Below are 23,990 nucleotides of genomic sequence, written 5' to 3' on the forward strand. Positions count from 1 at the left end.
CCGGGTAACCGGCATCTGAAACATTTGAAATGTCGCAGGATCCTTGCCGGATCCACGACTGTGGCAGGGCCCAGCGCGGTCCGCAGACCACAACTGCACAAGGAGAAACAGCAGCATGGCAAAGCGCAGCAAAGCATATGAGGCAGCCGTAGCCAAGATCGAGGCAGACAAGGTCTACGCCCCGATCGAAGCCATCAACCTCGCGAAGGACACCAACCCTTCCAAGTTCGACGCAACCGTTGAGGTCGCTTTCCGCCTGGGCGTCGACCCGCGTAAGGCCGACCAGATGGTTCGTGGCACCGTCAACCTGCCCCACGGCACCGGTAAGACTGCCCGCGTCCTCGTTTTCGCAACCGGTGACAAGGCTGAAGCAGCAATCGCTGCAGGCGCCGACTTCGTTGGTTCCGATGACCTGATCGAAAAGATCGCAGCCGGCTGGACCGACTTCGACGCCGCAGTGGCAACCCCTGACCTCATGGGCAAGGTTGGCCGCCTCGGTAAGGTCCTCGGCCCGCGTAACCTTATGCCGAACCCGAAGACCGGCACGGTTACCCCGGATGTCACCAAGGCTGTCAACGACATCAAGGGTGGCAAGATCGACTTCCGCGTCGACAAGCACTCGAACCTGCACTTCATCATCGGCAAGGTTTCCTTCGACGCCAACAAGCTGGCCGAGAACTACGCAGCTGCACTGGAAGAGGTGCTTCGTTTGAAGCCGTCCGCTTCCAAGGGCCGCTACATCCAGAAGGCTACCGTTGCCACCACGTTCGGTCCGGGCATCACCGTTGACCCGAACGTCACCAAGGTTCTCACCGACGCGTAAGCTTCGCGAACACTGGCTCTGAGAAAAGGACCGTCCGGCTTAGCCGGGCGGTCCTTTTTCTTGTTCGAATGTTCCGCCCGCCCTGTTCGCAGCCCAAGGCGAGCCGTAGGCTGTGGTGCGTGTCGTCGTCGTACCTTCTCGAAAATGGCGGGCTGTCCGTAGAACGCATCCCTGTGCCCGAACAGCCTGGTGACGAGGCGTCGGACTTTGAGTCATTCCACGCTTTGAACGTCGCCCACCATTTGGAGCTCTGGGGCAGCCGGGACCGTTGCCCTGAGTTGGTGGAAGCTGCCGTCTTCTGGCGGGGAAATGAGTACGAAGAGCGGCAGGTTTTCCTGGCGTATCTCAATGGTGTGGTGGTGGGCAGCGGGACGCTGACGCTGCCACTGAGTGAAAACACGACGACGGCGGGTGTGGACGTCCTTGTCGCCGCACCTTTTCGGCGGCGCGGGTTTGGTTCGACCATCCTTGGGATGCTGGAGGAGCTGGCACGAGGGCGGGGCCGCCGCTCTTTCGACGGGTATTGCGAGGAGCCGCTTGGACCTGCCACGGGCCCCGGCCGTTTGCTGGAGGCCAAGTCCGGTACTGGCAGTGTTCCTCTCGATTCCGCATCCACAATGTTCGCCCTTCATCATGGGTATTCGCTGGAACAGGTTGAAACCACCAGCACATTGTCCTTCCCCGTGGCGGAAGAAGTCCTGTTAAAACTCGAGGCAGAAGCGTCTCAGCGATCGGCCGGATACAGCGTCATCTCTTGGCAGAACCAGTGTCCGGACGAGGTGGTGGACGTCTTCGCGCGCCTCAAGAGCCTGATGAGCACCGAAGTGCCGATCGCCGGATTGGGGTGGGAGGGTGAGCAGTGGAATGCCGCACGTGTGCGTCAGGAAGAGGCCACGTGGCGAGCGAGCGGTATTGATGTGGTGGCCGCTGTCGCGCGCCACGATGCCACGGGTGAGTTGGCGGCGTACACGGTCCTGACTCATCGTGTGGCTTTGCCGGCGGTGATCTATCAGGAGGACACGTTGGTGGCCCCGGAATACCGCGGCCACCGCCTGGGGTTGCTGGTTAAGATCGCCAATCTTCGACGCGCAAAAGAGCTTTGGCCGGACGCCACGTCCGTCATGACATGGAACGCCACTGAAAACCGGCATATGCTGGCCATTAATATCGCCCTGGGATTCAAGCCCTCCGGCTTTGAAGGCGAATGGCAGAAACGGCTGGAATGACTGTAGACGAGGCAAAGACCGTTCACGTCGAGCAGCTGTGGGTGCCTGACACCCTGGACAGCCCCGACGCCGCTGATTTCCTGGACGCCGTGGAAGTAGGCCGACGGGTACGCATGGAGACCTGGGGGAGCGACGACCTCGCCTACACGCCGTTGGAGAAGTTGCTGGAGTTCTCCGATCCCTACGAGCGCCAGATCATCCTGGTGGCCAAGGTGGATGGAACGATTGTGGGTACGGTTGACATCGCCTTGCCCCTGACGGACAACATGGACCTGGCGGAGTTCACCCTGGACATCCTGCCCGAGTACCAAAGCCAGGGCGTCGGACGCCAATTGCTTGAGGCCGCTGAACAACTGGCCCGGGCAGAGGGCAGGACCATGATTCTGGTGGACACCAATCACCCTGCAACATCCCTGACCGAGGTACCTGAGGACCAGTTGATCCCTGGCAGCGGTGCGGGCTTTGTTCCCGTCAGCAGCAGGGAAGTGGATTTTGCCAAGCGCGCCGGATACACCCTGCAACACATTGAGCAGTTCAGCTCCTGCGTGCTGCCGCTGGATTCCAAGCTGGTGGGCGATCTTCAGGTGGAGGCCGAGGAAGCCAACGGTGGCCGGTACCTCCTTCACCACTGGACCGACCGCTGCCCGGAACCGTGGCTTGAGGCCGTAGCGGCGTTGGAGAATGCTGCCGGTGAGGTGGTCCGTGAGGACGGGGAAGAAGATGCCCCCGAAGTCGAGGCAAGCGGTATGGTGTTCGACCCCGTCGTTCTTCGCGAAACCGAGGACGCAGCCTTGGCGCAGGGCCGGCGCACGGTGGTCACCGCCGTCGAGCATGTAGAGAGCGGAAAGCTGGTGGGCCTGACTACCATCAGTGTCCTGGCGCACCGACAGGACGTGGTGTTCCAGGACGACACCCTGGTTCTCCAGGAACACCGGGGCAACAAGCTGGGTCTGTTGATCAAGTTGGCGAACATGGAAAGGCTCAGTGAGCAGTTCCCTGATGCCAGGGTGATCTACACCTGGAACGCACCCGAAAACCGCTACCTCCTGACGGTAAACAAGCAGTTGGGCTTTACGACGGCGGGCGTCACCGGACTCTGGCAGAAGGAACTTCCCGGACGGGGCAAGGACACTACGTCGTCGGACTAGTCCGCCCTCGATTTGGTTTGGGGAACACTCTCCCGTAACCTTGAAGTACCAAAGACCGTCGGTTGATGGGAATCCACTCTTTCGAGCACAGCTCAATTCTGCAGCTACGCCCTTGAGATCACAGTGAATTCCTTGACGAAGGACCCTGAACATAGGGCGGCCGGCGCAGGTGAACGAAGCAAGTCTCCACAGATTCTGTCTGTGTTGAGCCAAGCCCCGTGCATCTGCGCGGGGCGTTTTTTAGTTTTAGCTCTCGTGAGCGGGGACCCGGAAGACCGGCTTTATTCCCCGGAAGGAGGGTTATGACAACGCCTAGCAAGGTTTCCGCTGTTGCGGAGATCACCAACGATTTCAAGGAATCGAACGCGGCTGTCCTGACCGAATACCGCGGGCTCACTGTTGCACAGCTCAAGGAACTGCGTGTTGCGCTCGGCCAGGACACCAAGTTCTCGGTCGTCAAGAACACCCTGAGTGCCATTGCAGCCAAGGAAGCTGGAGTTGAAGCATTCAACGATCAGCTCGCCGGCCCTACTGCAATCGCTTTCATCAAGGGTGACGCTGTTGCTGCTGCCAAGAGCCTGACGGACTTTGCCAAGGCCAACAAGCAGCTGGTTATCAAGACCGGCGTCTTCGAAGGCAAGGCATTGGACGCAGCAGGAGTTGCCGCACTGGCAGCCCTCGAGTCCCGCGAGCTGCAGCTTGCACGTGTTGCTGGTGTCCTCAAGGCTCCCGCATCCGCTGCTGCACGCATCATCGACGCTCTGCGCCTCAAGCTTGAAGAAGAGGGCGGCGCATCTGCACCGGCCGCTGAAGAAGCCCCGGCCGCTGAAGAGGCTGCTGCTGAAGAGGTTGCGGCTCCGGCCGAAGCCGCTGAAGCTGCAACCGAAGAGAACTAAGTTCTCCCCTCAATCAAACTCTGGTGCATGGATCGGTTTAGCCCGGACCTGCACCAACTAATGGAAGGACGCCACCATGGCGAAGCTCAGCAACGAAGAGCTCATTGAAGCTTTCAAGGAACTGACCATCATCGAGCTCTCCGAGTTCGTCAAGCTCTTCGAAGAGACCTTCGAAGTTACGGCTGCTGCTGTTGCAGTTGCCGGCCCCGCTGCCGGCGGTGCTGCTGAAGCTGCTGAAGAGAAGACCGAATTCGACGTCGTTCTCGAAGCTGCTGGCGACAAGAAGATCGCAGTGATCAAGGAAGTTCGCGCCATCACCTCCCTCGGCCTCAAGGAAGCCAAGGACCTGGTTGACAGCGCACCGAAGGCTGTTCTCGAAGGCGCCACCAAGGAAGCTGCCGAGAAGGCAAAGGCTCAGCTCGAAGAAGCTGGCGCAACGGTTACCCTCAAGTAACTCGTTCTTGCTTGTGGAAGCCCCGCCCGCTCCGACTAAGGAGCGGGCGGGGCTTCCTGCGTTTAATGCACCCCAAGCAGCTAGCAGCACTTGCCGTTCTGAGCTGTCAGAACGGCAAGTGCTGCTACCTACCTAGTTTGGTTCGCTGATGTCCGCCACAACCGCACCGAGTGCGGACGTGAGGGCATCGGCGTCCACGAACGCACTTCGGCCGTGGGCACCGGCTCCCATGGAGATCCGCCGTCCGGTGATCGTGGCGTCGGCATAGACGGGCCACGGTGTGGTGCTTCCCAGGGGGGTTATGGTGCCCCGCTCGTAGCCGGTGGCGGCCAGGGCGACGTCAGCGTGGGGGAGTGAGAGCTTATTGACGCCCACCAGGGCGCGCAGCTTAGGCCACGAGATCTGGCGGTCGCCCGGAATCAGCGCGAACAGGAAACTGCCATCGCGGTGCTTGACCACCAGCGACTTCACAATGTCAGCCGGGCTGATGCCCAGTATCCCGGCAGCTTCTTCCAAGCTGCGGGCTGCGGGACGCTCGACGACGTCCACGTCCAGTCCGCGGGCGGCAGCATCGGACAGGAAGCGTTCGGCCCCGTCCGTCACAGGATCATTCACGTCGTTTCCCCTCGTTGGCGGTTCGGGACCCAGTCCCGGTTCCATAGTCAGTCGCGGTACAGGAGCAGGGCTTCACCTTGGCCGCCACCGCCGCAAAGTGACACTGCGGCCTTGCCTGTTCCCCTGCGCTTGAGCTCGTGGGCTGCGTGCAGCGCGAGCCGCGCACCGGAGGCCCCGATGGGGTGGCCCAGGGCAATTGCGCCGCCGTGGATGTTGCACTTATCCAGCGGATAGCGGAGGTCCTTGAGGGACTGGACGGCAACAGAGCCGAAGGCTTCGTTGATCTCGATGAAATCCAGGTCCTCCGCGGTCCAACCCGCACGTTTCAAGGCTTGTGCAATGGCGTTCGAGGGCTGTGAGTGCAGCGAGTTGTCCGGTCCGGCAACCTGGCCGGGTTTACCCACAACAGCAAGGTAGTCCAAGCCGTTGTCCTCGGCGAAGCGTCGGCTGGTCAGCACCAGTGCGGAGGCGCCGTCGGACAGGGGAGAGGAGTTGCCGGCCGTGATGGTGCCGTCTGTGGCGAAAGCAGCCTTGAGTGGTGCCAACGTCTCTACAGTGGTGGCGGGCCTGACACCTTCATCCGAGGTGAGGACCAGGGGATCACCCTTGCGCTGCTTGACGCTTACCGGAGCTATTTCGACGTCGAACGTTCCGTCTGCGATGGCGGCAGCGGCACGCTGGTGGGAGGCAGCCGCCACCTCGTCCTGGGCCTTGCGGTCAATGCCCAGGGTGAGGTTCCTGGTTTCCGTGGACAGGCCCATGGATTGTCCATCGAAAGCATCCGTGAGACCGTCATGGGCTGCAACGTCCAAAGCCTGGATGGCTCCATAGGTCCAACCCTGCCGCGAACCGGGCAGGAGATGTGGTGCGCGGGTCATTGATTCCTGGCCCCCGGCAACCACCACTGTGGCGTCACCGCTGCGGATCATGCGGGCGGCGTCAATCACTGCTGTGAGCCCGGAAAGGCAGACCTTGTTGATGGTCACGGCAGGGATGTTCCAACCAACGCCGGCGGCAATTGCGCTTTGGCGGGCAGGGTTTTGGCCCGCTCCCGCTTGGAGCACCTGCCCCATGATCACGGCGTCCACTTGTTCGGCTTTCACGCCGCTGGCCGCCAGGGCTGCTGTGATGGCATGCGCGCCAAGGTCGACGGCGGTAAAGCCCGCCAATTGCCCGTTTAGCCGGCCCTGCGGGGTACGGGAAGCGGCAAGGATGACAACGTCATTGTCGTCAGCGGAGTTGGTCATGGTCTCTCTTCCATCCGGGTGTGGTGTTGCAAGGCTATCGCGGGGCGTGCGCCAGCCTACCCTTTCAACGGTTGTGCTTGCGTCGGCATTCCAATCACGCGCGAGGAACCAAAGACATACCGGAATGTTCTTTTAGGTCCGGAAGGTTCTCTTACGTGCAGGCCGATTCACTGCGGAGCCCTGTGCTTAGGTGCCTGCAGCAACGGTGCTTGCAATCAGGGACGATCTGGGGTAGACAGGAAGGCTACTTTGCCGTATCGTAGATATTTGCGTCTTCCCTGTTAACCTTCAGCCTTCATATAGCGGTGGGCTTTACCTCTCAGCTGCACCATTGACGTGCCGTTCCTTAACGTGCATAGCCAATGAGTGGACTGGGTCCGGGTCATATAGCGGAACCGGAATAAGTATCCTGCGGAGCACTCTGCGGGATGCAAACGGGGGAGATCTGAAAACGCCTGAAGGTCTGTGGAAGGATCCCTCTTGGTCGCCTCGAGCACCTCTAATAACGAAACCGCTAACACGGCAAGCACCGATGGTGCCACCCGCCGCCTCTCATTCGCAAAGATTCACGAACCGCTTGACGTTCCGAATCTTCTCGCCCTGCAGACGGACAGCTTTGACTGGCTCGTCGGAAACGAACGCTGGCAGGCGCGGGTAGCGAAGGCTGTCGAGGAGGGCGACCTCAGCGTCGCCACCACCTCCGGACTTGCCGACATCTTCGAAGAGATCTCCCCCATCGAGGACTTCCAGGGCACCATGTCCCTGAGCTTCTCCGAGCCGGAGTTCGCTGACCCGAAGTACACCATGGCCGAATGCAAAGACCGTGACGCCACTTACTCGGCACCGCTGTATGTCAAGGCCGAGTTCATGAACAACAACACGGGCGAAATCAAGCAGCAGACCGTGTTCATGGGCGACTTCCCCCTCATGACTGAGAAGGGAACGTTCGTCGTCAACGGCACCGAGCGTGTTGTTGTCTCCCAGTTGGTCCGTTCGCCGGGCGCCTACTTCGAGCGCACTGCTGACAAGACCAGTGACAAGGACATCTTCACTGCGAAGATCATCCCGTCCCGTGGTGCATGGTTCGAACTCGAAATCGACAAGCGCGACCAGGTCGGCGTTCGCCTCGACCGCAAGCGCAAGCAGTCGGTAACGGTTCTCCTGAAGGCCCTCGGTTGGACCGAAGGCCAGATCCTGGAAGAGTTCGGCCAGTACGACTCCATGCGTGCAACGCTGGAGAAGGACGCCACCGAGACCCGCGAAGACGCGCTTCTGGATATCTACCGCAAGCTGCGTCCGGGCGAGCCGCCCACAGTCGAGGCTGCCCAGTCGCTGCTGGACAACCTGTACTTCAACGCCAAGCGCTACGATCTTGCCAAGGTTGGCCGTTACAAGATCAACCGCAAGCTCGGTATCGACCGCTCCCTTGGTGACAAGGAAGCCTCGGTCCTGCACGTTGAAGACATCGTCGCCATGATCAAGTTCCTCGTTGCGCTCCACGCCGGCGAGAAGACCCTCATGGGCAAGCGCGATGGCGAAGACCACGAGCTCCGCGTCGACGTCGATGACATCGACCACTTCGGCAACCGTCGCATCCGTGCAGTTGGCGAACTGATCGAGAACCAGGTCCGCACCGGTCTGTCCCGTATGGAACGCGTCGTCCGCGAACGCATGACCACGCAGGACGTCGAGGCCATCACGCCGCAGACACTGATCAACATCCGCCCTGTTGTAGCAGCCATCAAGGAGTTCTTCGGAACGTCCCAGCTGTCGCAGTTCATGGACCAGAACAACCCGCTCTCGGGTCTGACCCACAAGCGCCGCCTGTCGGCACTTGGCCCGGGTGGTCTGTCCCGTGACCGTGCAGGCATGGAAGTTCGAGACGTTCACCCGTCCCACTACGGACGTATGTGCCCCATCGAAACCCCTGAAGGCCCGAACATTGGTCTGATCGGTTCGCTGGCATCCTACGGCCGCATCAACCCGTTCGGTTTCATCGAGACGCCGTACCGCCTGGTCTCCGAAGGCGTCGTTTCCGACGAAGTCCAGTACCTGACGGCCGATGACGAAGCCGAGGTCCTGATCGCACAGGCCAACGCTCCGCTGGATGCTGACAAGAAGTTCTCTGAAGAGACTGTCCTTGTCCGTGCCCGTGGTGGTGGAGGCGAGCCTGTCCTGGTTCCCGCTGCAGACGTTCAGTTCATGGACGTTTCCCCGCGCCAGATGGTGTCCGTGGCAACCGCCCTGATCCCGTTCCTCGAGCATGACGATGCAAACCGCGCACTCATGGGTGCCAACATGCAGCGCCAGGCCGTGCCGCTGGTCCGTTCCGAGGCTCCTTTCGTGGGCACCGGCATGGAACGCGCAGCAGCCGTCGACGCCGGTGACGTTGTCATCGCCAAGAAGGCAGGTGTGGTCACCGAGGTTTCCGCCGAGCTGGTTGTCATGATCAACGACGACGGCACCGAGACCAACTACCGCATCAACAAGTTCGCCCGTTCCAACCAGGGCAACTGCTACAACCACCGCGTCCTGGTCAACGAAGGCCAGCGCCTGGAAGTTGGCGGCATCATCGCTGACGGTCCCGCAACGGACCAGGGTGAACTGGCCCTCGGTAAGAACCTCCTCGTGGCATTCATGTCATGGGAAGGCCACAACTTCGAGGACGCCATCATCCTGTCGCAGCGCATTGTTGCTGAGGACGTTCTTTCCTCCATCCACATCGAGGAGCACGAAATTGATGCCCGCGACACCAAGCTTGGTGCCGAGGAAATCACCCGTGACATCCCCAACGTGTCCGAGGAAGTCCTTGCAGGCCTGGACGAGCGCGGCATCATCCACATCGGTGCCGAGGTTGAAGCCGGCGACATCCTGGTCGGAAAGGTCACCCCTAAGGGTGAAACCGAACTGACCCCGGAAGAGCGCCTCCTGCGCGCCATCTTCGGTGAGAAGTCCCGCGAAGTCCGCGACACCTCCCTGAAGGTGCCCCACGGCGAGTCCGGTACGGTCATCGGCGTGCGCGTCTTCGACCGCGACAACGACGACGAACTGCCCCCGGGCGTGAACCAGCTGGTCCGCGTCTACGTTGCAGCCAAGCGTAAGATCACCGACGGGGACAAGCTCGCCGGCCGTCACGGCAACAAGGGTGTTATCTCCAAGATCCTCCCGATCGAGGACATGCCCTTCCTTGCAGACGGTACCCCGGTGGACATCGTCCTGAACCCGCTTGGTGTTCCGGGTCGAATGAACGTTGGCCAGGTCCTGGAAACCCACCTCGGTTGGGTTGCCAAGACCGGTTGGAAGATCGAAGGCGAGCCGGAGTGGGTCAAGAACCTGCCCAACCTGCCTCGTGAAACCGGCCAGACAACCGTTGCCACCCCGGTGTTCGATGGCGCCCGTGAAGAAGAAATCACCGGCCTGCTTGACTCCACCAACGTGACCCGCGACGGCGACCGCCTGATCGACTCCTCCGGCAAGACCCGTCTGTTCGACGGCCGCTCCGGCGAGCCGTTCCCGGACCCGATCTCCGTCGGTTACATGTACATCCTGAAGCTCCACCACCTGGTGGACGACAAGATCCACGCGCGCTCCACCGGCCCGTACTCCATGATCACCCAGCAGCCGCTGGGTGGTAAGGCTCAGTTCGGTGGCCAGCGCTTCGGTGAAATGGAAGTGTGGGCGCTCGAAGCTTACGGCGCCGCTTACACCCTTCAGGAACTCCTCACGATCAAGTCTGATGACATCCATGGTCGTGTGAAGGTCTACGAAGCCATCGTCAAGGGCGAGAACATCCCTGAGCCTGGCGTTCCCGAGTCCTTCAAGGTCTTGATCAAGGAAATGCAGTCGTTGTGCCTGAACGTGGAAGTTCTTTCCACGGACGGAACCACGATCGAAATGCGTGACTCTGATGACGCAGTCTTCACGGCTGCGGAAGAACTGGGCATCGATCTGTCTCGTGCAGAGCCCAGTTCCGTAGAAGAGGTCTAGCAGCTGTTCCGGCGGACAGCCTCAACCACTGTCCGTCGGAACATCTCCCTCTTCCCGTAACCAAGACTTCAGAATTTAGAGAACAAGAGAGAACAGGGACCATATGTCCAGCGAATCCTCCTTCGGCCTCATGCAGATCGGCCTCGCCACCGCGGAAGACATCCGCGGATGGTCTTACGGTGAGGTCAAGAAGCCGGAAACCATCAACTACCGCACGCTCAAGCCCGAGAAGGACGGCCTCTTCTGCGAGAAGATCTTCGGCCCGTCCCGCGACTGGGAATGCTACTGCGGTAAGTACAAGCGCGTCCGCTTCAAGGGCATCATTTGCGAGCGTTGTGGCGTTGAAGTCACCCGCGCCAAGGTGCGTCGTGAGCGCATGGGCCACATCGAGCTCGCCGCGCCTGTAACCCACATCTGGTACTTCAAGGGCGTTCCCTCGCGCTTGGGCTACCTTTTGGACCTGGCACCGAAGGACCTTGAAAAGGTCATCTACTTTGCTGCCTACATGATCACCAGCGTTGACACCGAATCCCGTCACGCCGAACTGCCGAACCTCCAGGTTGAGCACGACCTCGAGAAGAAGCAGATGGTGGACAACCGCGACAGCGACATCGCCACGATCGCCCGCGACCTTGAAGACGAGCTTGCCCGTCTCGAAGGCGAAGGCGCCAAGGCTGCCGACAAGAAGAAGGCCCGCGACTCTGCCGACCGCCAGATGGCGAACGTCCGCAAGCGTGCCGACGCCGACATCGAGCGCCTCGAGCAGGTCTGGGACCGCTTCAAGAACCTCAAGGTCGCTGACCTTGAAGGTGATGAAGGCCTCTACCGCGAACTGCGTGACCGCTACGGTCTGTACTTCGAAGGCTCCATGGGTGCCGAAGCCATCAAGAAGCGCCTCGAGACCTTTGACATGCAGGCTGAAGCTGAGTCACTGCGCGACACCATCCAGAACGGCAAGGGCCAGCGTAAGACGCGTGCCCTGAAGCGCCTGAAGGTTGTCAACGCGTTCCTGACCACCAACAACAGCCCGCTTGGCATGGTTCTCGACGCCGTACCGGTGATCCCGCCGGAACTGCGCCCGATGGTCCAGCTCGACGGTGGCCGCTTCGCGACCTCCGACCTCAACGACCTCTACCGCCGTGTGATCAACCGCAACAACCGTCTCAAGCGCCTGCTTGACCTCGGTGCTCCGGAGATCATCGTCAACAACGAGAAGCGCATGCTTCAGGAAGCTGTTGACAGCCTCTTCGACAACGGTCGTCGTGGCCGTCCCGTCACCGGTCCGGGCAACCGTCCGCTGAAGTCCCTGAGCGACATGCTCAAGGGCAAGCAGGGTCGTTTCCGCCAGAACCTCCTCGGCAAGCGCGTTGACTACTCCGGCCGTTCGGTCATCGTGGTTGGCCCGCAGCTGAAGCTGCACCAGTGTGGTCTGCCCAAGCAGATGGCTCTGGAGCTCTTCAAGCCGTTCGTGATGAAGCGCCTGGTTGACCTCAACCACGCACAGAACATCAAGTCGGCAAAGCGCATGGTCGAGCGTTACCGTCCGCAGGTCTGGGACGTGCTGGAAGAGATCATCACCGAACACCCGGTGCTGCTCAACCGTGCACCTACCCTGCACCGCCTCGGCATCCAGGCCTTCGAACCGCAGCTTGTGGAAGGCAAGGCAATCCAGCTTCACCCGCTGGTTTGTGGCGCCTTCAACGCTGACTTCGACGGCGACCAGATGGCAGTCCACCTGCCGCTGAGCCCGGAAGCCCAGGCCGAAGCACGCATCCTGATGCTGTCCTCGAACAACATCCTGAAGCCGTCCGATGGCCGTCCGGTGACCCTGCCTTCGCAGGATATGATCATCGGCCTGTACCACCTGACCACCAAGCGCGTCGGTTCTGCCGGCGAAGGACGCATCTTCTCCTCGGTTTCGGAAGCCATCATGGCGTACGACGCCCGCGACCTGCACCTGAACTCCCAGGTGAAGATCCGTCTGGATGACTTTGTGCCTTACGCAGGATGGGAAGCTCCGGAAGGTTGGGAGCCCGGTCAGCCGGCTCTCGTTGAGACCTCCCTGGGACAGGTCATCTTCAACCAGACGCTGCCCGAGGATTACCCCTGGGTAGAGGCTGTTGCCGACAAGGGCGAGCTGTCCCGGATCGTCAACGACCTCGCCGAGCGTTACCCGAAGGTTGTTACGGCGGCAACGCTGGACAACCTCAAGGACGCAGGCTTCTACTGGGCCACCCGTTCGGGTGTCACGGTTGCCATCTCCGACATCGAGGTACCTACTTCCAAGCCTGCCATCCTGGCCGGTTACGAAGCCATGGCCGCCAAGATCCAGGGCCAGTACGACAAGGGCCTGATCGACGACGACGAGCGTCGCCAGGAACTGATCGAAATCTGGAACAAGGCAACCAACGAGATCGCCCAGGCGATGCGTGACAGCCTGTCCCCGATGAACACCATCAACCGCATGGTGTCCTCCGGTGCACGTGGTAACTGGATGCAGGTCCGCCAGATCGCGGGTATCCGTGGTCTTGTGGCCAACCCGAAGGGTGAGATCATTCCTCGCCCGATCAAGTCCTCCTACCGTGAGGGCCTGTCGGTGCTGGAATACTTCATCGCCACGCACGGTGCCCGTAAGGGTCTGGCCGATACCGCTCTCCGTACCGCCAACTCGGGTTACCTGACCCGTCGTCTGGTGGACGTTTCGCAGGACGTCATCGTCCGCGAAGAGGACTGCGGTACCGAGCGCGGTCTGCTCACGCCGATCGCCGTGCCGGATTCCAACGGTGAACTCGTCCTGGACGAGAACGTCGAGAACAGCGCCTACGCACGTACGCTGGCTGTCGACGTCGTCGATGCCCAGGGCAACGTCCTGGCTGCCGGCGGTACCGACTGCGGCGACGTCGTTATCGACCAGCTGCTGGCTGCAGGCATCACCGAGGTCAAGGTCCGCTCCGTACTCACCTGTGAGTCCAAGGTCGGCACCTGCGCGCTCTGCTACGGCCGTTCGCTGGCCACCGGCAAGACCGTGGACATCGGCGAGGCCGTGGGCATCATTGCCGCACAGTCCATCGGTGAGCCCGGTACACAGCTGACCATGCGTACGTTCCACACCGGTGGTGCTGTTTCCGCCGGTGGTGGCGACGACATCACCCAGGGTCTGCCCCGTATCCAGGAGCTCTTCGAAGCCCGTACTCCGAAGGGTGTTGCACCGATTGCTGAAGCAGCCGGCCGCATCACCATCGAAGAGTCCGAGCGCCAGATGCGCTTGGTCATCACTCCGGACGATGGTTCCGAAGAGATTGCCTACCCGGTACTGCGTCGTTCACGTCTCCTCATCGAAGACGGCGAGCACGTCAGCGTCGGCCAGAAGCTGATCAACGGTCCGGTGGACCCGAAGCAGGTTCTGCGCATCATGGGTCCGCGTGCTGCACAGAAGTTCCTTGTGGACGAAGTTCAGGGCGTTTACCGCAGCCAGGGCATTGGTATCCACGACAAGCACGTCGAGGTTATCGTCCGCCAGATGCTGCGCCGCGTGACCGTCATCGAATCCGGCGACTCCGACCTGCTCCCCGGTGAGCTTGCAGAGCGCGCCCGCTTCGAGGACGAGAACCGCCGCGTCGTGTCCGAGGGCAAGTCCCCGGCTTCGGGTCGTCCGGAACTCATGGGTATCACCAAGGCTTCCTTGGCTACCGAGTCCTGGCTGTCGGCAGCTTCCTTCCAGGAGACCACCCGCGTCCTGACGCAGGCGGCCATGGAAGGCAAGAGCGATCCTCTGCTCGGCCTGAAGGAAAACGTCATCATCGGTAAGCTCATCCCGGCCGGTACGGGTCTGCCCCGCTACACAGAGGTCACTGTGGAGCCGACGGAAGAAGCAAAGGCAAGCCTGTTCACGGGCCCCAGCGCTTTCACCGACTTCTCCTATGACGCCCTGGGTGGCGACGGCGCTCCCGAGTTCCACGCCATCCCGCTGGATGACTACGATCTCGGTAACGACTTCCGCTAAACCGGTAAGTTGACGCCGTCATCGCTTGCTTGACGCCGTAAAGGTCCGGCCCCGTACTCCCTGAGTGCGGGGCCGGACCCGTTAAGGGCCGCGGCTACCCGCGAAGTCAGTTGGGGGAGTGGAGGACGACGGCGGCAGCCGGGTGGCGCCGTCGTCCTCCATACACCCGATTAAGGCCCTAGATCAAGCCGTGCTAGACTTTTGGTAATTGTTCTGTGTGGCAGTGGATGAAGGCCGCCGCAGCATCATTTTGGTTTTGTTCTCATGGTGCTGGGTGGAGCCTGTTTCCGGGTTGCGGGCAACATGCGCAACGAATGCCGCACTTTTGCACGCCTACCGGAGTTTCGGCCGGCTGCACGAGCAACGCCAAAGTTCCCACGTTTACACTGGCTGGCGCCTGTGTGTGGGGGCAGAGATCAAACAACGGAGAACACGAAAGTGCCTACGATTAACCAGCTGGTCCGCAAGGGCCGCACGCCGAAGGTCTCCAAGACCAAGGCTCCTGCGCTGAAGGGCAGCCCGATGCGCCGCGGTGTTTGCACCCGCGTTTACACCACCACCCCCAAGAAGCCGAACTCGGCTCTCCGTAAGGTGGCACGTGTGCGTCTCAACGGTGGCGTAGAAGTAACCGCCTACATCCCCGGTGTTGGCCACAACCTCCAGGAGCACTCCATCGTGCTCGTCCGTGGTGGTCGTGTGAAGGACCTTCCGGGTGTCCGCTACAAGATCGTCCGCGGCGCACTCGACACCCAGGGTGTCAAGAACCGCAAGCAGGCTCGCAGCCGTTACGGCGCAAAGATGGAGAAGAAGTAATATGCCTCGCAAGGGTCCGGCCCCGAAGCGGCCGCTAGTTTCCGATCCCGTTTACGGCTCCCCGTTGGTCACGCAGCTGATCAACAAGGTTCTTGTCGACGGCAAGAAGTCCACCGCAGAGCGCATCGTTTACGGTGCACTTGAAGGTGCACGTGCCAAGTCCGGCGGCGACCCCGTTGCCGCTCTCAAGAAGGCCATGGACAACGTCAAGCCTTCCCTCGAGGTGCGTTCACGCCGTGTTGGTGGCGCTACCTACCAGGTTCCGGTTGAGGTCAAGCCGGGTCGCTCCACCGCCCTCGCTCTGCGTTGGCTCGTGGGCTACTCCAAGGCCCGCCGGGAGAAGACCATGACCGAGCGCCTCCAGAACGAAATCCTGGATGCCTCCAATGGTCTTGGTGCCGCTGTGAAGCGTCGCGAAGACACCCACAAGATGGCCGAGTCCAACAAGGCCTTCGCACACTACCGCTGGTAAAAACTTTCCGGACGCCGCCGGCTCACTGAGCCGGCGGCGAACGTGTAGTCCATCCGAAAGGGAGACCCCGTGGCACAGGACGTGCTTACCGACCTTAATAAGGTCCGCAACATCGGCATCATGGCCCACATCGATGCCGGCAAGACCACCACTACCGAGCGCATCCTGTTCTACACGGGTGTGAACCACAAGATCGGCGAGACGCACGACGGCGCTTCGACGACTGACTGGATGGAACAGGAAAAGGAACGCGGCATCACCATCACGTCTGCCGCCGTGACTTGCTTCTGGGACAAGAACCAGATCAACATCATCGACACCCCGGGCCACGTTGACTTCACGGTTGAGGTTGAGCGCTCCTTGCGCGTCCTCGACGGTGCAGTTGCAGTGTTCGACGGCAAGGAAGGCGTGGAGCCGCAGTCCGAGACTGTTTGGCGCCAGGCTGACAAGTACAACGTTCCGCGCATCTGCTTCGTCAACAAGATGGACAAGCTGGGCGCTGACTTCTACTTCACCGTAGACACCATCATCTCCCGCCTTGGTGCCAAGCCGCTGGTCATGCAGCTGCCCATTGGCGCTGAGAACGACTTCATCGGTGTTGTTGACCTCCTCGAAATGCGCGCCCTGGTTTGGCCTGGCGACGCAAAGGGTGACGTCACCATGGGCGCTTCCTACGAAGTGCAGGAAATCCCGGCGGACCTCCAGGCCAAGGCCGAAGAGTACCGTGCACAGCTCGTAGAGACTGTGGCCGAGGCTTCCGAAGAACTCATGGAGAAGTACCTCGAAGGTGAAGAACTCACCCTTGAGGAACTGAAGGCCGGCATCCGCAAGATGACCATCAACTCCGAGCTCTACCCGGTGTTCTGTGGTTCAGCCTTCAAGAACCGCGGTGTCCAGCCGATGCTTGACGCTGTTGTTGACTTCCTGCCGAACCCGCTCGACGTCCCGCCGATGATCGGTCACGATCCCCGCGACGAAGAGAAGGAACTCACCCGCAAGCCCTCTGCTGACGAGCCGTTCTCGGCCCTCGCCTTCAAGATTGCTGCACACCCGTTCTTCGGTCAGTTGACCTTCGTCCGCGTGTACTCCGGTCACGTCGAGGCCGGCGCCCAGGTGGTCAACTCCACCAAGGGCAAGAAGGAGCGCATCGGCAAGCTGTTCCAGATGCACGCCAACAAGGAAATGCCCGTTGAGGGCGCTACCGCAGGCCACATCTACGCAGCGATCGGTCTGAAGGACACCACCACGGGCGACACCCTGTGCGATGCCAACAACCAGATCGTCCTCGAGTCCATGAGCTTCCCGGAGCCCGTGATCTCGGTTGCCATCGAGCCCAACACCAAGGGTGACCAGGAGAAGCTCTCCACGGCCATCCAGAAGCTCTCCGCTGAGGACCCGACCTTCCAGGTCTCCCTCAACGAAGACACGGGCCAGACCATCATCGCCGGCATGGGCGAGCTCCACCTGGACATCCTGGTGGACCGCATGCGCCGCGAATTCAAGGTCGAGGCAAACGTTGGCAAGCCGCAGGTTGCTTACCGCGAAACCATCAAACGCGCAGTCGAGCGTCATGACTACACGCACAAGAAGCAGACCGGTGGTTCGGGTCAGTTCGCAAAGATCCAGATCGCGATCGAGCCCATGGACACCGCTTCCGGCGAGCTGTACGCATTCGAGAACAAGGTCACTGGTGGCCGCGTTCCGCGTGAATACATCCCGTCCGTTGACGCTGGTATCCAGGATGCACTGAACGACGGCGTCCTGGCCGGTTACCCGGTTGTCGGCATCAAGGCCACGCTGATTGATGGCGCGTCCCACGATGTTGACTCCTCGGAAATGGCGTTCAAGATCGCCGGCCGTATGGCTTTCAAGGAAGCTGCACGCAAGGCGAACCCTGTTCTGCTTGAACCGCTGATGGATGTTGAGGTCCGCACACCTGAGGAATACATGGGTGATGTTATTGGTGACCTGAACGCCCGCCGTGGCCAGATGCAGTCCATGGAAGACGCAGCAGGTGTGAAGGTTATCCGTGCACACGTTCCGCTGTCCGGCATGTTCGGCTACATCGGTGACCTCCGGTCCAAGACCCAGGGTCGCGCTGTGTACTCCATGACGTTCAACAGCTACGCGGAGGTCCCGAAGGCAGTAGCCGACGAGATCATCCAGAAAACCCGCGGCGAGTAATCTCCCGGTAACGGATGCAATTCCGGTATCGGGAAGGCATCTAAGCGCGTGAGGCGGGGCTGCGGCGAGAGCCGCGGCCCGGCCCCTGCGCAAACAGGCTCGAGGAACTACTATTGGTTCCTGAATCTGCAATTTCACCAAAACCAAGCCCCCAAGTAGACTTGCTAAAGTTTCTGCCGCGAAAAGCGCGGCCGAGGAGCACTTCACTTGAAATCGTTCTAGGAGGAACCTGTGGCAAAGGCAAAGTTCGAGCGGACTAAGCCGCACGTCAACATCGGCACCATTGGTCACGTTGACCACGGTAAGACGACGCTGACTGCCGCCATTTCCAAGGTGCTGTACGACCAGTACCCGGATCTCAACGAGCAGCGCGACTTCGCGTCGATTGACTCTGCTCCGGAAGAGCGCCAGCGCGGTATTACCATCAACATCTCCCACGTGGAGTACCAGACCGAGAAGCGCCACTACGCACACGTAGACGCCCCGGGTCACGCTGACTACATCAAGAACATGATCACCGGTGCTGCCCAGATGGACGGCGCAATCCTCGTGGTTGCTGCAACCGATGGTCCGATGGCTCAGACCCGTGAGCACGTTCTGCTCGCCCGCCAGGTTGGTGTTCCCTACCTGCTGGTCGCACTGAACAAGTCCGACATGGTTGATGACGAAGAACTCCTCGACCTCGTCGAAATGGAAGTTCGTGAGCTCCTGAGCTCGCAGGGCTTCGATGGCGATGAGGCTCCGGTTGTTCGCGTTTCCGGTCTCAAGGCTCTGGAAGGCGACCCGGTTTGGGTCAAGTCCGTCCAGGACCTGATGGCAGCTGTCGACGAGTCCGTTCCGGACCCCGTACGTGACCGCGACAAGCCGTTCCTGATGCCGATCGAAGACGTCTTCACGATCACCGGTCGTGGCACCGTTGTTACGGGCCGCGCCGAGCGTGGAACCCTCGCCATCAACTCCGAGGTTGAGATCGTTGGCATCCGCCCGATCCAGAAGACCACGGTTACCGGTATCGAGATGTTCCACAAGCAGCTCGACGAAGCATGGGCCGGCGAGAACTGTGGCCTCCTGCTCCGCGGTCTGAAGCGCGACGATGTCGAGCGTGGCCAGGTTGTCGTCAAGCCGGGTTCCATTACCCCGCACACCGACTTCGAGGCCAACGTCTACATCCTGTCCAAGGACGAAGGCGGACGTCACAACCCGTTCTACTCCAACTACCGCCCGCAGTTCTACTTCCGTACCACGGACGTAACCGGCGTTATCACCCTGCCGGAAGGCACGGAAATGGTTATGCCTGGCGACAACACTGAGATGACCGTTGCGCTCATCCAGCCGATCGCTATGGAAGAGGGCCTCGGCTTCGCTATCCGCGAAGGCGGCCGCACCGTTGGTTCGGGACGTGTCACCAGCATCATCAAGTAGTCACTACTTGTAGATCTGTGACCTTCCGGCCCAGCCGGTAGTCATTCAGGAAGAGCCCCACCGTTTCGGCGGTGGGGTTCTTTTTGGTACAGTTACTCTATCGAATGGATAAAGAGCGGTCCGCCGCTGAATCCAGCGCTACCAAGGAGCTTTCATGACTGCATTCCTTATACTGCTGCTCATCGTCATTGTTGGCGGTATTGGCTTTGCAGCCGGGCTAGCCAAGGGGCGCCGGGGTGCGGTTCCTGGCCCTTCCGTGGCGCCGGACAAGGCGGCCGACTACCACGCCGGTTTCCTTGCCGGCCATCTGGCCGGTTGGCGCGACGCCGAGGCCAGGAAGTCCACTGACATTCCTGTGCCGCAGCGTCCGGGCGCCGCGGCTCCAGCTGCTTCCGGGGCGGGTCTGCCAGTGATGCCTGCGTCGCCACCGGTTCAGCCGCCCACGCACGTGGGCGCACCGTTCGCTGCGCCCACCCAGACGCCGATGCCGATGCCCGCCCCGACGCCGAGACCGATGCCGTCGCCCGCCCCGATGCCGACGTCCGCGCGGACCCAAATGCCGCCGTCAACGCTTCAACCGGCCCAAGCGGGTGCACGGTTCACAGCGCAGCCCCCCGTGCCGCCGTCGGGCATTCAACCGCCCCCGGTCCAGCAGCGGCCCGTCGTGGCGGCACAACCGCAGTGGGCCGTAGCGCAACAGGCTCCGATCACCCGGGAAACTCCCGAGGCAGCGGCAGCGCGCAAGGCCAAGCGCGACCAACAGAACATCAACGTCACCCTCTATGTAGCCAGTCTTCTCTTGGTTGCTGCCGGTGCGCTGTTCGTTGGAACGAGCCTGCCGGCACTCTTCCGGTTCGCGGGCATCTGCTTCATCACCGCTCTGTTTTACGGCGCTGGTTTGATCATCCACGCAAAAATGCCCCGATTGCGTCCGGCTGCGGTTGCGTTCGTCGGAACGGGCTTGGCGCTCATCCCCGTCACGGGGCTGGCCATGTACAACTTTGTGCTCCCCAACGGTCCGGCAGCATGGCTGGTGACCTCTCTGATAGGGACAGCTGTGTATGCCTACACCGCAGTTCGGCTGGACAACAAGGTCCTGGCTTTCCTTTCCCTGAGCTTCGTTGTCTCTACCGCCTGGTCCGGAGTTTCCGTGCTGGGCGGGGCCTTGGTCTGGTACTTCACGGCACTGATCGGAATCGCCATCATCCTGACTCTGGCGGCGCTGATTCGTCCCCGGTGGCTACCACCGCTCTATGTCCGACCGCTGATGGTGCTCCATCCCTATGTTGTCCCGTTGGTGGCACTTGCTGTCACGGTGACGCCGCAACTCCTGGCCAAGGGCGAATACCCGCTGGTCATGCTGATGTGTGGAATCTACTTTGCTGTGGTGGCCTTCATTCCACGGGCGCAGTACAGACTGCAGCACGTTTACGGGGCGCGCGTAGCGCTGACGCTGGCGTTACTGGGCGTGGTGTGGGATGTGACCTCGGATGTCAGTGGCGTGATGCTGGCCGCAGTGATTTGCTGTGGCGTGCAGTCCCTGGGAGTTGCCTTTGGGGGAGAGAGCCTGAAGCTGCGGTACTGGTGGAACGACGCCGTCTCCTGTCTGGGCCTGCAGTTGGCCACGGCTGCCGTCCTCACCGTGGTGTTGGCTCTCGGGACTTATGATTTGCCTGCCTATGTTCCGCTCGTTGTAACCATGGCGACGGCCATGGTGGTGGGGTGGAAACTGGGCAACGGAACTGAGTTTGCTCCCGGAGTGGTTCTCGCTGTGACGTTACCGTTCATGGGCCTGCTGGGCGCTTGGCCGGTAGCGGGGCTTCTGGCCGCGGCCGCCTTGTATTGGTCGTTGCGGGCGGCCGTTCATCCGGTGGCCTTCCAAGCTGTGTTGGTCCTTGCAGCACGAATTGCCGCCACGGCAGCGGTGCCTGCCGCCGCGGCCGGTGCCTTTGCGGAGAGCCCGGACAGGTTCGCTATTTCAGTGGTTGCACTCGTGGCTGCGGCTGCAGCGCAACAACTGGTCAGCGCATGGCTCACGCGTGCGGGAGTCCGCCTGCTCGCTCCGTCGGTGACCATTGCCGGATTCGGCGGGCTTGCTGTGGCAGGCATGCTCGTCCTGCCATTGGTGGACCGCGCTGCCGGGCATCCCTTCGTGGCAACGGCAGTGTTGCTGGTGTTGCTGACGGGCGTAGCCTCGGGCGCCTTGACGTTCCCGGCCACCCGGCACAATTGGGCTGCAGGTGTGCCGTGGCGTCCTACCTTGGGTGAAGTTCTTGCCCCAGCCATGGGCATCGTCGCCGGAGTGGTGGCATTTGCTGCCGTTTCGTTGGCATTGGGAAATGTGGTTCTCCTGGTGGGGGTGGCTTACTTTGCGATAACCGCGCTCCGGATTCCGCTTTCCTTCCACCGTCAAAGTTATTGGTGGCTGGCACGTGCGGCCGGCACCATCCTGGCAGGTTCGGCCTACTTTGACGCAGTACGGAATGGCTGGAGCTTCAGCCTGGCCGGCGAAGTTCCCACGGTGGCGCTGGTGATTGCTGCGGCGGCAGCCCTGCAATTGGTTCTGCCCCTGCAGAAAAACAGCAGGCGACGCTTTCCGCACGCTTCCGTGGCAGATGCCGCGGCGGTGGCAGCCGTGATGGCCGGCGCGGCCATGATTCTGACGCTTTCCGGGGTCTCCCGTATCTCGGGGGAGCAGCTTCCTGATGGAAGCTGGCAACCCGGAGTTGTAGCAATCGCGACGGCCCTCGCGGCAGTTCTCAGTGGTATCGTCCTGAGGCCGCATCCGGCAGCCTGGATCTTTGGGCCGGCATCCTTGGTGCTGCTCCTTGCCCTACGGCTCGGGAGTGTCCGGGACGTAGAGATTCTCCTGGGAATTTTCGCAGCCTACAGCGGGTTCATGGTGGCAGTGGAAAAAGGCCGTCATGTCCGGGGCGGCTACATGCTGGGACTCCGTGTCTTGTCCTTGGCTTTCGTCGGGGTCCTCGTGGGGGATCTCTCTGAGTCAAGCGCCACCGTTGCCATGACCTTGGCTGTGGTCCTTGTGCTGCAGCACGCTGTGACGTGGATCCAGCGAAGCCGTGGCGTTGATATCGCCTTCCAGCAGGCAGCAGCTTGGGCTGCTCTGGCCGCCCAGCTCCTGTTGCCTGCGGCTTACCTTTTGGCAGGCGCATACGACGACGGCGGCGGCCGTTGGGTGGTCATCGTACAGTTGGCGCTCACCGCGGCTTCCGCAGCGATCGCGTGGCGTCTATTGGGGGTCCGTGGATCCCAGTATGTAGGTATCGCTGCCGTGGCAGGGGTGGTGCTGTCCGCCGGCCCGGCCTTGACGTTCCCAGCCAACACGTGGTGGTCCGAGCCTTTGCTCGACAGGGCGCAGGTACCGGCGGTTCTCTTGGGACTTGCCGTCGTGATGGTTGGTGTCCGGGTTGTGCAGGCCGTTGTCCGCGCGGGCCAAGCAACCGGCCACCTTGCTGAGCGCTGGTTCTGGTTCATTGCGGCGTTTTCCTTCGTCATCATCGGGGGTCTCCTGACGCTTGACGTGTCCTACGCACTGACCGGGCTGGCGTTGCTGGTCTTTGCCTTGGTGCTGTTCGCTGCTTCGCATGTTGAGCAGTTGCCCGCACTTTACCTCGGTGCCGCCCCGTCGGTGCTGGTAGGCGCCGTCCCCGCCGTCGAAGGCTTGCTCGGGGACATGGCACTTGGGGTATGGAGCCACTACGTCCCTTGGCTGGTGGGTGGTGTTGGTACAGCAGTGCTTCTTTACGCGGCGAAGTGGATGGGAGGAGCTGCAATCGGCGGGCAGCCGTTGCGGCGGAATGCCCTCGCGGCAACAGCAGCCTTGGCGCTGGCTTCGTCGGCTGCCGTGGGAATGATCCGTGATGAGACGTCCTGGGTGGCTGTTCTCCTGGTTGTGGCGACCGGTGCGCTGGTAGTCGTGGAGATGCCGCACAGCAAGTGGCTGGCCGCAGAAGTTTCAGCGTTGGCTTCCTTGGCCGCCCTCCAGCGTTCGGTGCTGTTCGTTGGCGAAACCTTGCCGGACTGGTTCTGGGCCGTGCAGTGGTACGTTCTGGCCGGGGCTGTTTTAGCAGGGCTGCGCTATATGAGGGGCCAACGGAGCGAAGGCCTGCTGCGGCTCGGAATTGCTGCGGCCTTATTGTCTCTGACATCCACGGGCACCATCTTTGGTGGAACGACCCCCCAGCAGTTGTATGTCCTGGTGGGGCATGCCTTGCTGCTTGTGGCCGGGTTGCTGCTGGCCGAGAGGGCCATGGTGTGGTGGGGCGCCGTGGGCGTTGCGCTTAGCGTCATGTGGGCGCTGCGCTCATACGCGTTCGCCATGCTCGCGCTGGTTGCCTTGGCACTGATTGTCCTGGCTGTGTGGCGTCTGAACCGGAAGCCTCAGGCAGTTGCAGGAGGTGGCGGGCCCGGTGGTAATGGGCCCGGTGGTGTGCCGCCGCAGAACGTATGGCCGAATGGTGGGCCCGGTGGCGTGCCGGGTGGTGTGCCGCCGCAGAACGTATGGCCGAATGGTGGGCCCGGTGGCGTGCCGGGTGGTGTGCCGCCGCAGAACGTGGGACAGGGCGGCGTTTATCCGGACACTGCTTCGGCGCAGAATAGTTCACCGAACAATGCCGTGCCGGGTCCCGTCCCGTGGGGACAAGAGAAGGACGGAATCCGATAATCTGGCAGTCTACGAA

General features: G+C 61.6%; 14 protein-coding genes. 12 read left to right on the forward strand and 2 right to left on the reverse strand.

The features are described 5' to 3' along the window. Positions 1-115 precede the first annotated feature (115 nt). The 5 genes from rplA (at position 116) to rplL (ending at position 4,547) form a co-directional block, all read left to right on the forward strand. On the forward strand, positions 116-823 hold the full coding sequence (gene rplA, locus M1D51_RS06300; protein WP_026539797.1) for a 50S ribosomal protein L1: 708 nt from the start codon (positions 116-118) through the stop codon (positions 821-823). A gap of 119 nt (positions 824-942) precedes the next feature. Then, complete coding sequence (locus M1D51_RS06305; RefSeq protein ID WP_458108961.1) at positions 943-2,049, forward strand: GNAT family N-acetyltransferase; 1,107 nt, start codon at positions 943-945, stop codon at positions 2,047-2,049. Next, positions 2,028-3,197: a GNAT family N-acetyltransferase gene (locus M1D51_RS06310; RefSeq protein WP_458108962.1), complete on the forward strand. Its 1,170-nt coding sequence runs from the start codon at positions 2,028-2,030 to the stop codon at positions 3,195-3,197. The genes M1D51_RS06305 and M1D51_RS06310 overlap by 22 nt, the downstream gene beginning before the upstream one ends. Positions 3,198-3,499: 302 nt before the next feature. After that, entirely contained in the window at positions 3,500-4,093 is a 594-nt protein-coding gene (gene rplJ, locus M1D51_RS06315; protein WP_062073190.1) for a 50S ribosomal protein L10, read from the forward strand. Positions 4,094-4,169: 76 nt separating this feature from the next. Then, positions 4,170-4,547 (forward strand): 50S ribosomal protein L7/L12, encoded by a 378-nt coding sequence (rplL, locus tag M1D51_RS06320; RefSeq protein ID WP_011775604.1) that lies wholly within the window; start codon positions 4,170-4,172, stop codon positions 4,545-4,547. Between the two features lie 132 nt (positions 4,548-4,679). On the opposite strand, the gene M1D51_RS06325 is transcribed toward rplL, so the two are convergent. Together M1D51_RS06325 and M1D51_RS06330 are read right to left on the reverse strand one after the other, a co-directional pair. Beyond that, positions 4,680-5,207, reverse strand: coding sequence for an aminoacyl-tRNA deacylase (locus M1D51_RS06325; protein ID WP_375154267.1), 528 nt, complete (start codon positions 5,205-5,207; stop codon positions 4,680-4,682). Between the two features lie 2 nt (positions 5,208-5,209). Continuing rightward, positions 5,210-6,409 carry an acetyl-CoA C-acetyltransferase gene (locus M1D51_RS06330; protein WP_172326303.1) on the reverse strand — a complete coding sequence of 400 codons (1,200 nt, stop codon included), beginning with the start codon at positions 6,407-6,409 and terminating at the stop codon, positions 5,210-5,212. A gap of 480 nt (positions 6,410-6,889) precedes the next feature. Between M1D51_RS06330 and rpoB the strand changes: the two genes are divergently transcribed. The 7 genes from rpoB (at position 6,890) to M1D51_RS06365 (ending at position 23,974) form a co-directional block, all read left to right on the forward strand. Next, positions 6,890-10,396, forward strand: a complete 3,507-nt coding sequence (gene rpoB / locus M1D51_RS06335) for a DNA-directed RNA polymerase subunit beta (protein ID WP_043471397.1) — start codon at positions 6,890-6,892, stop codon at positions 10,394-10,396. Between the two features lie 103 nt (positions 10,397-10,499). Further along, positions 10,500-14,399, forward strand: a complete 3,900-nt coding sequence (locus M1D51_RS06340; RefSeq protein WP_172325033.1) for a DNA-directed RNA polymerase subunit beta' — start codon at positions 10,500-10,502, stop codon at positions 14,397-14,399. Between the two features lie 438 nt (positions 14,400-14,837). Next, positions 14,838-15,212 carry a 30S ribosomal protein S12 gene (gene rpsL, locus M1D51_RS06345; RefSeq protein WP_009358312.1) on the forward strand — a complete coding sequence of 125 codons (375 nt, stop codon included), beginning with the start codon at positions 14,838-14,840 and terminating at the stop codon, positions 15,210-15,212. A gap of 1 nt (position 15,213) precedes the next feature. Beyond that, the gene (gene rpsG / locus M1D51_RS06350; protein WP_003803829.1) at positions 15,214-15,684 is read left to right on the forward strand and encodes a 30S ribosomal protein S7; all 471 of its coding nucleotides are present in this window, start codon (positions 15,214-15,216) and stop codon (positions 15,682-15,684) included. A 69-nt stretch (positions 15,685-15,753) separates the two neighbouring features. Further along, a complete protein-coding gene (gene fusA / locus M1D51_RS06355; protein WP_026539805.1) occupies positions 15,754-17,868 on the forward strand; it encodes an elongation factor G in 2,115 nt (704 codons plus the stop codon). Positions 17,869-18,099: 231 nt separating this feature from the next. After that, positions 18,100-19,290: an elongation factor Tu gene (gene tuf, locus M1D51_RS06360; RefSeq protein ID WP_011775598.1), complete on the forward strand. Its 1,191-nt coding sequence runs from the start codon at positions 18,100-18,102 to the stop codon at positions 19,288-19,290. Between the two features lie 154 nt (positions 19,291-19,444). Beyond that, complete coding sequence (locus M1D51_RS06365) at positions 19,445-23,974, forward strand: hypothetical protein (protein WP_458108963.1); 4,530 nt, start codon at positions 19,445-19,447, stop codon at positions 23,972-23,974. The last annotated feature ends 16 nt before the right edge of the window (positions 23,975-23,990 follow it).

This window comes from Arthrobacter sp. R3-55, from assembly GCF_054161505.1.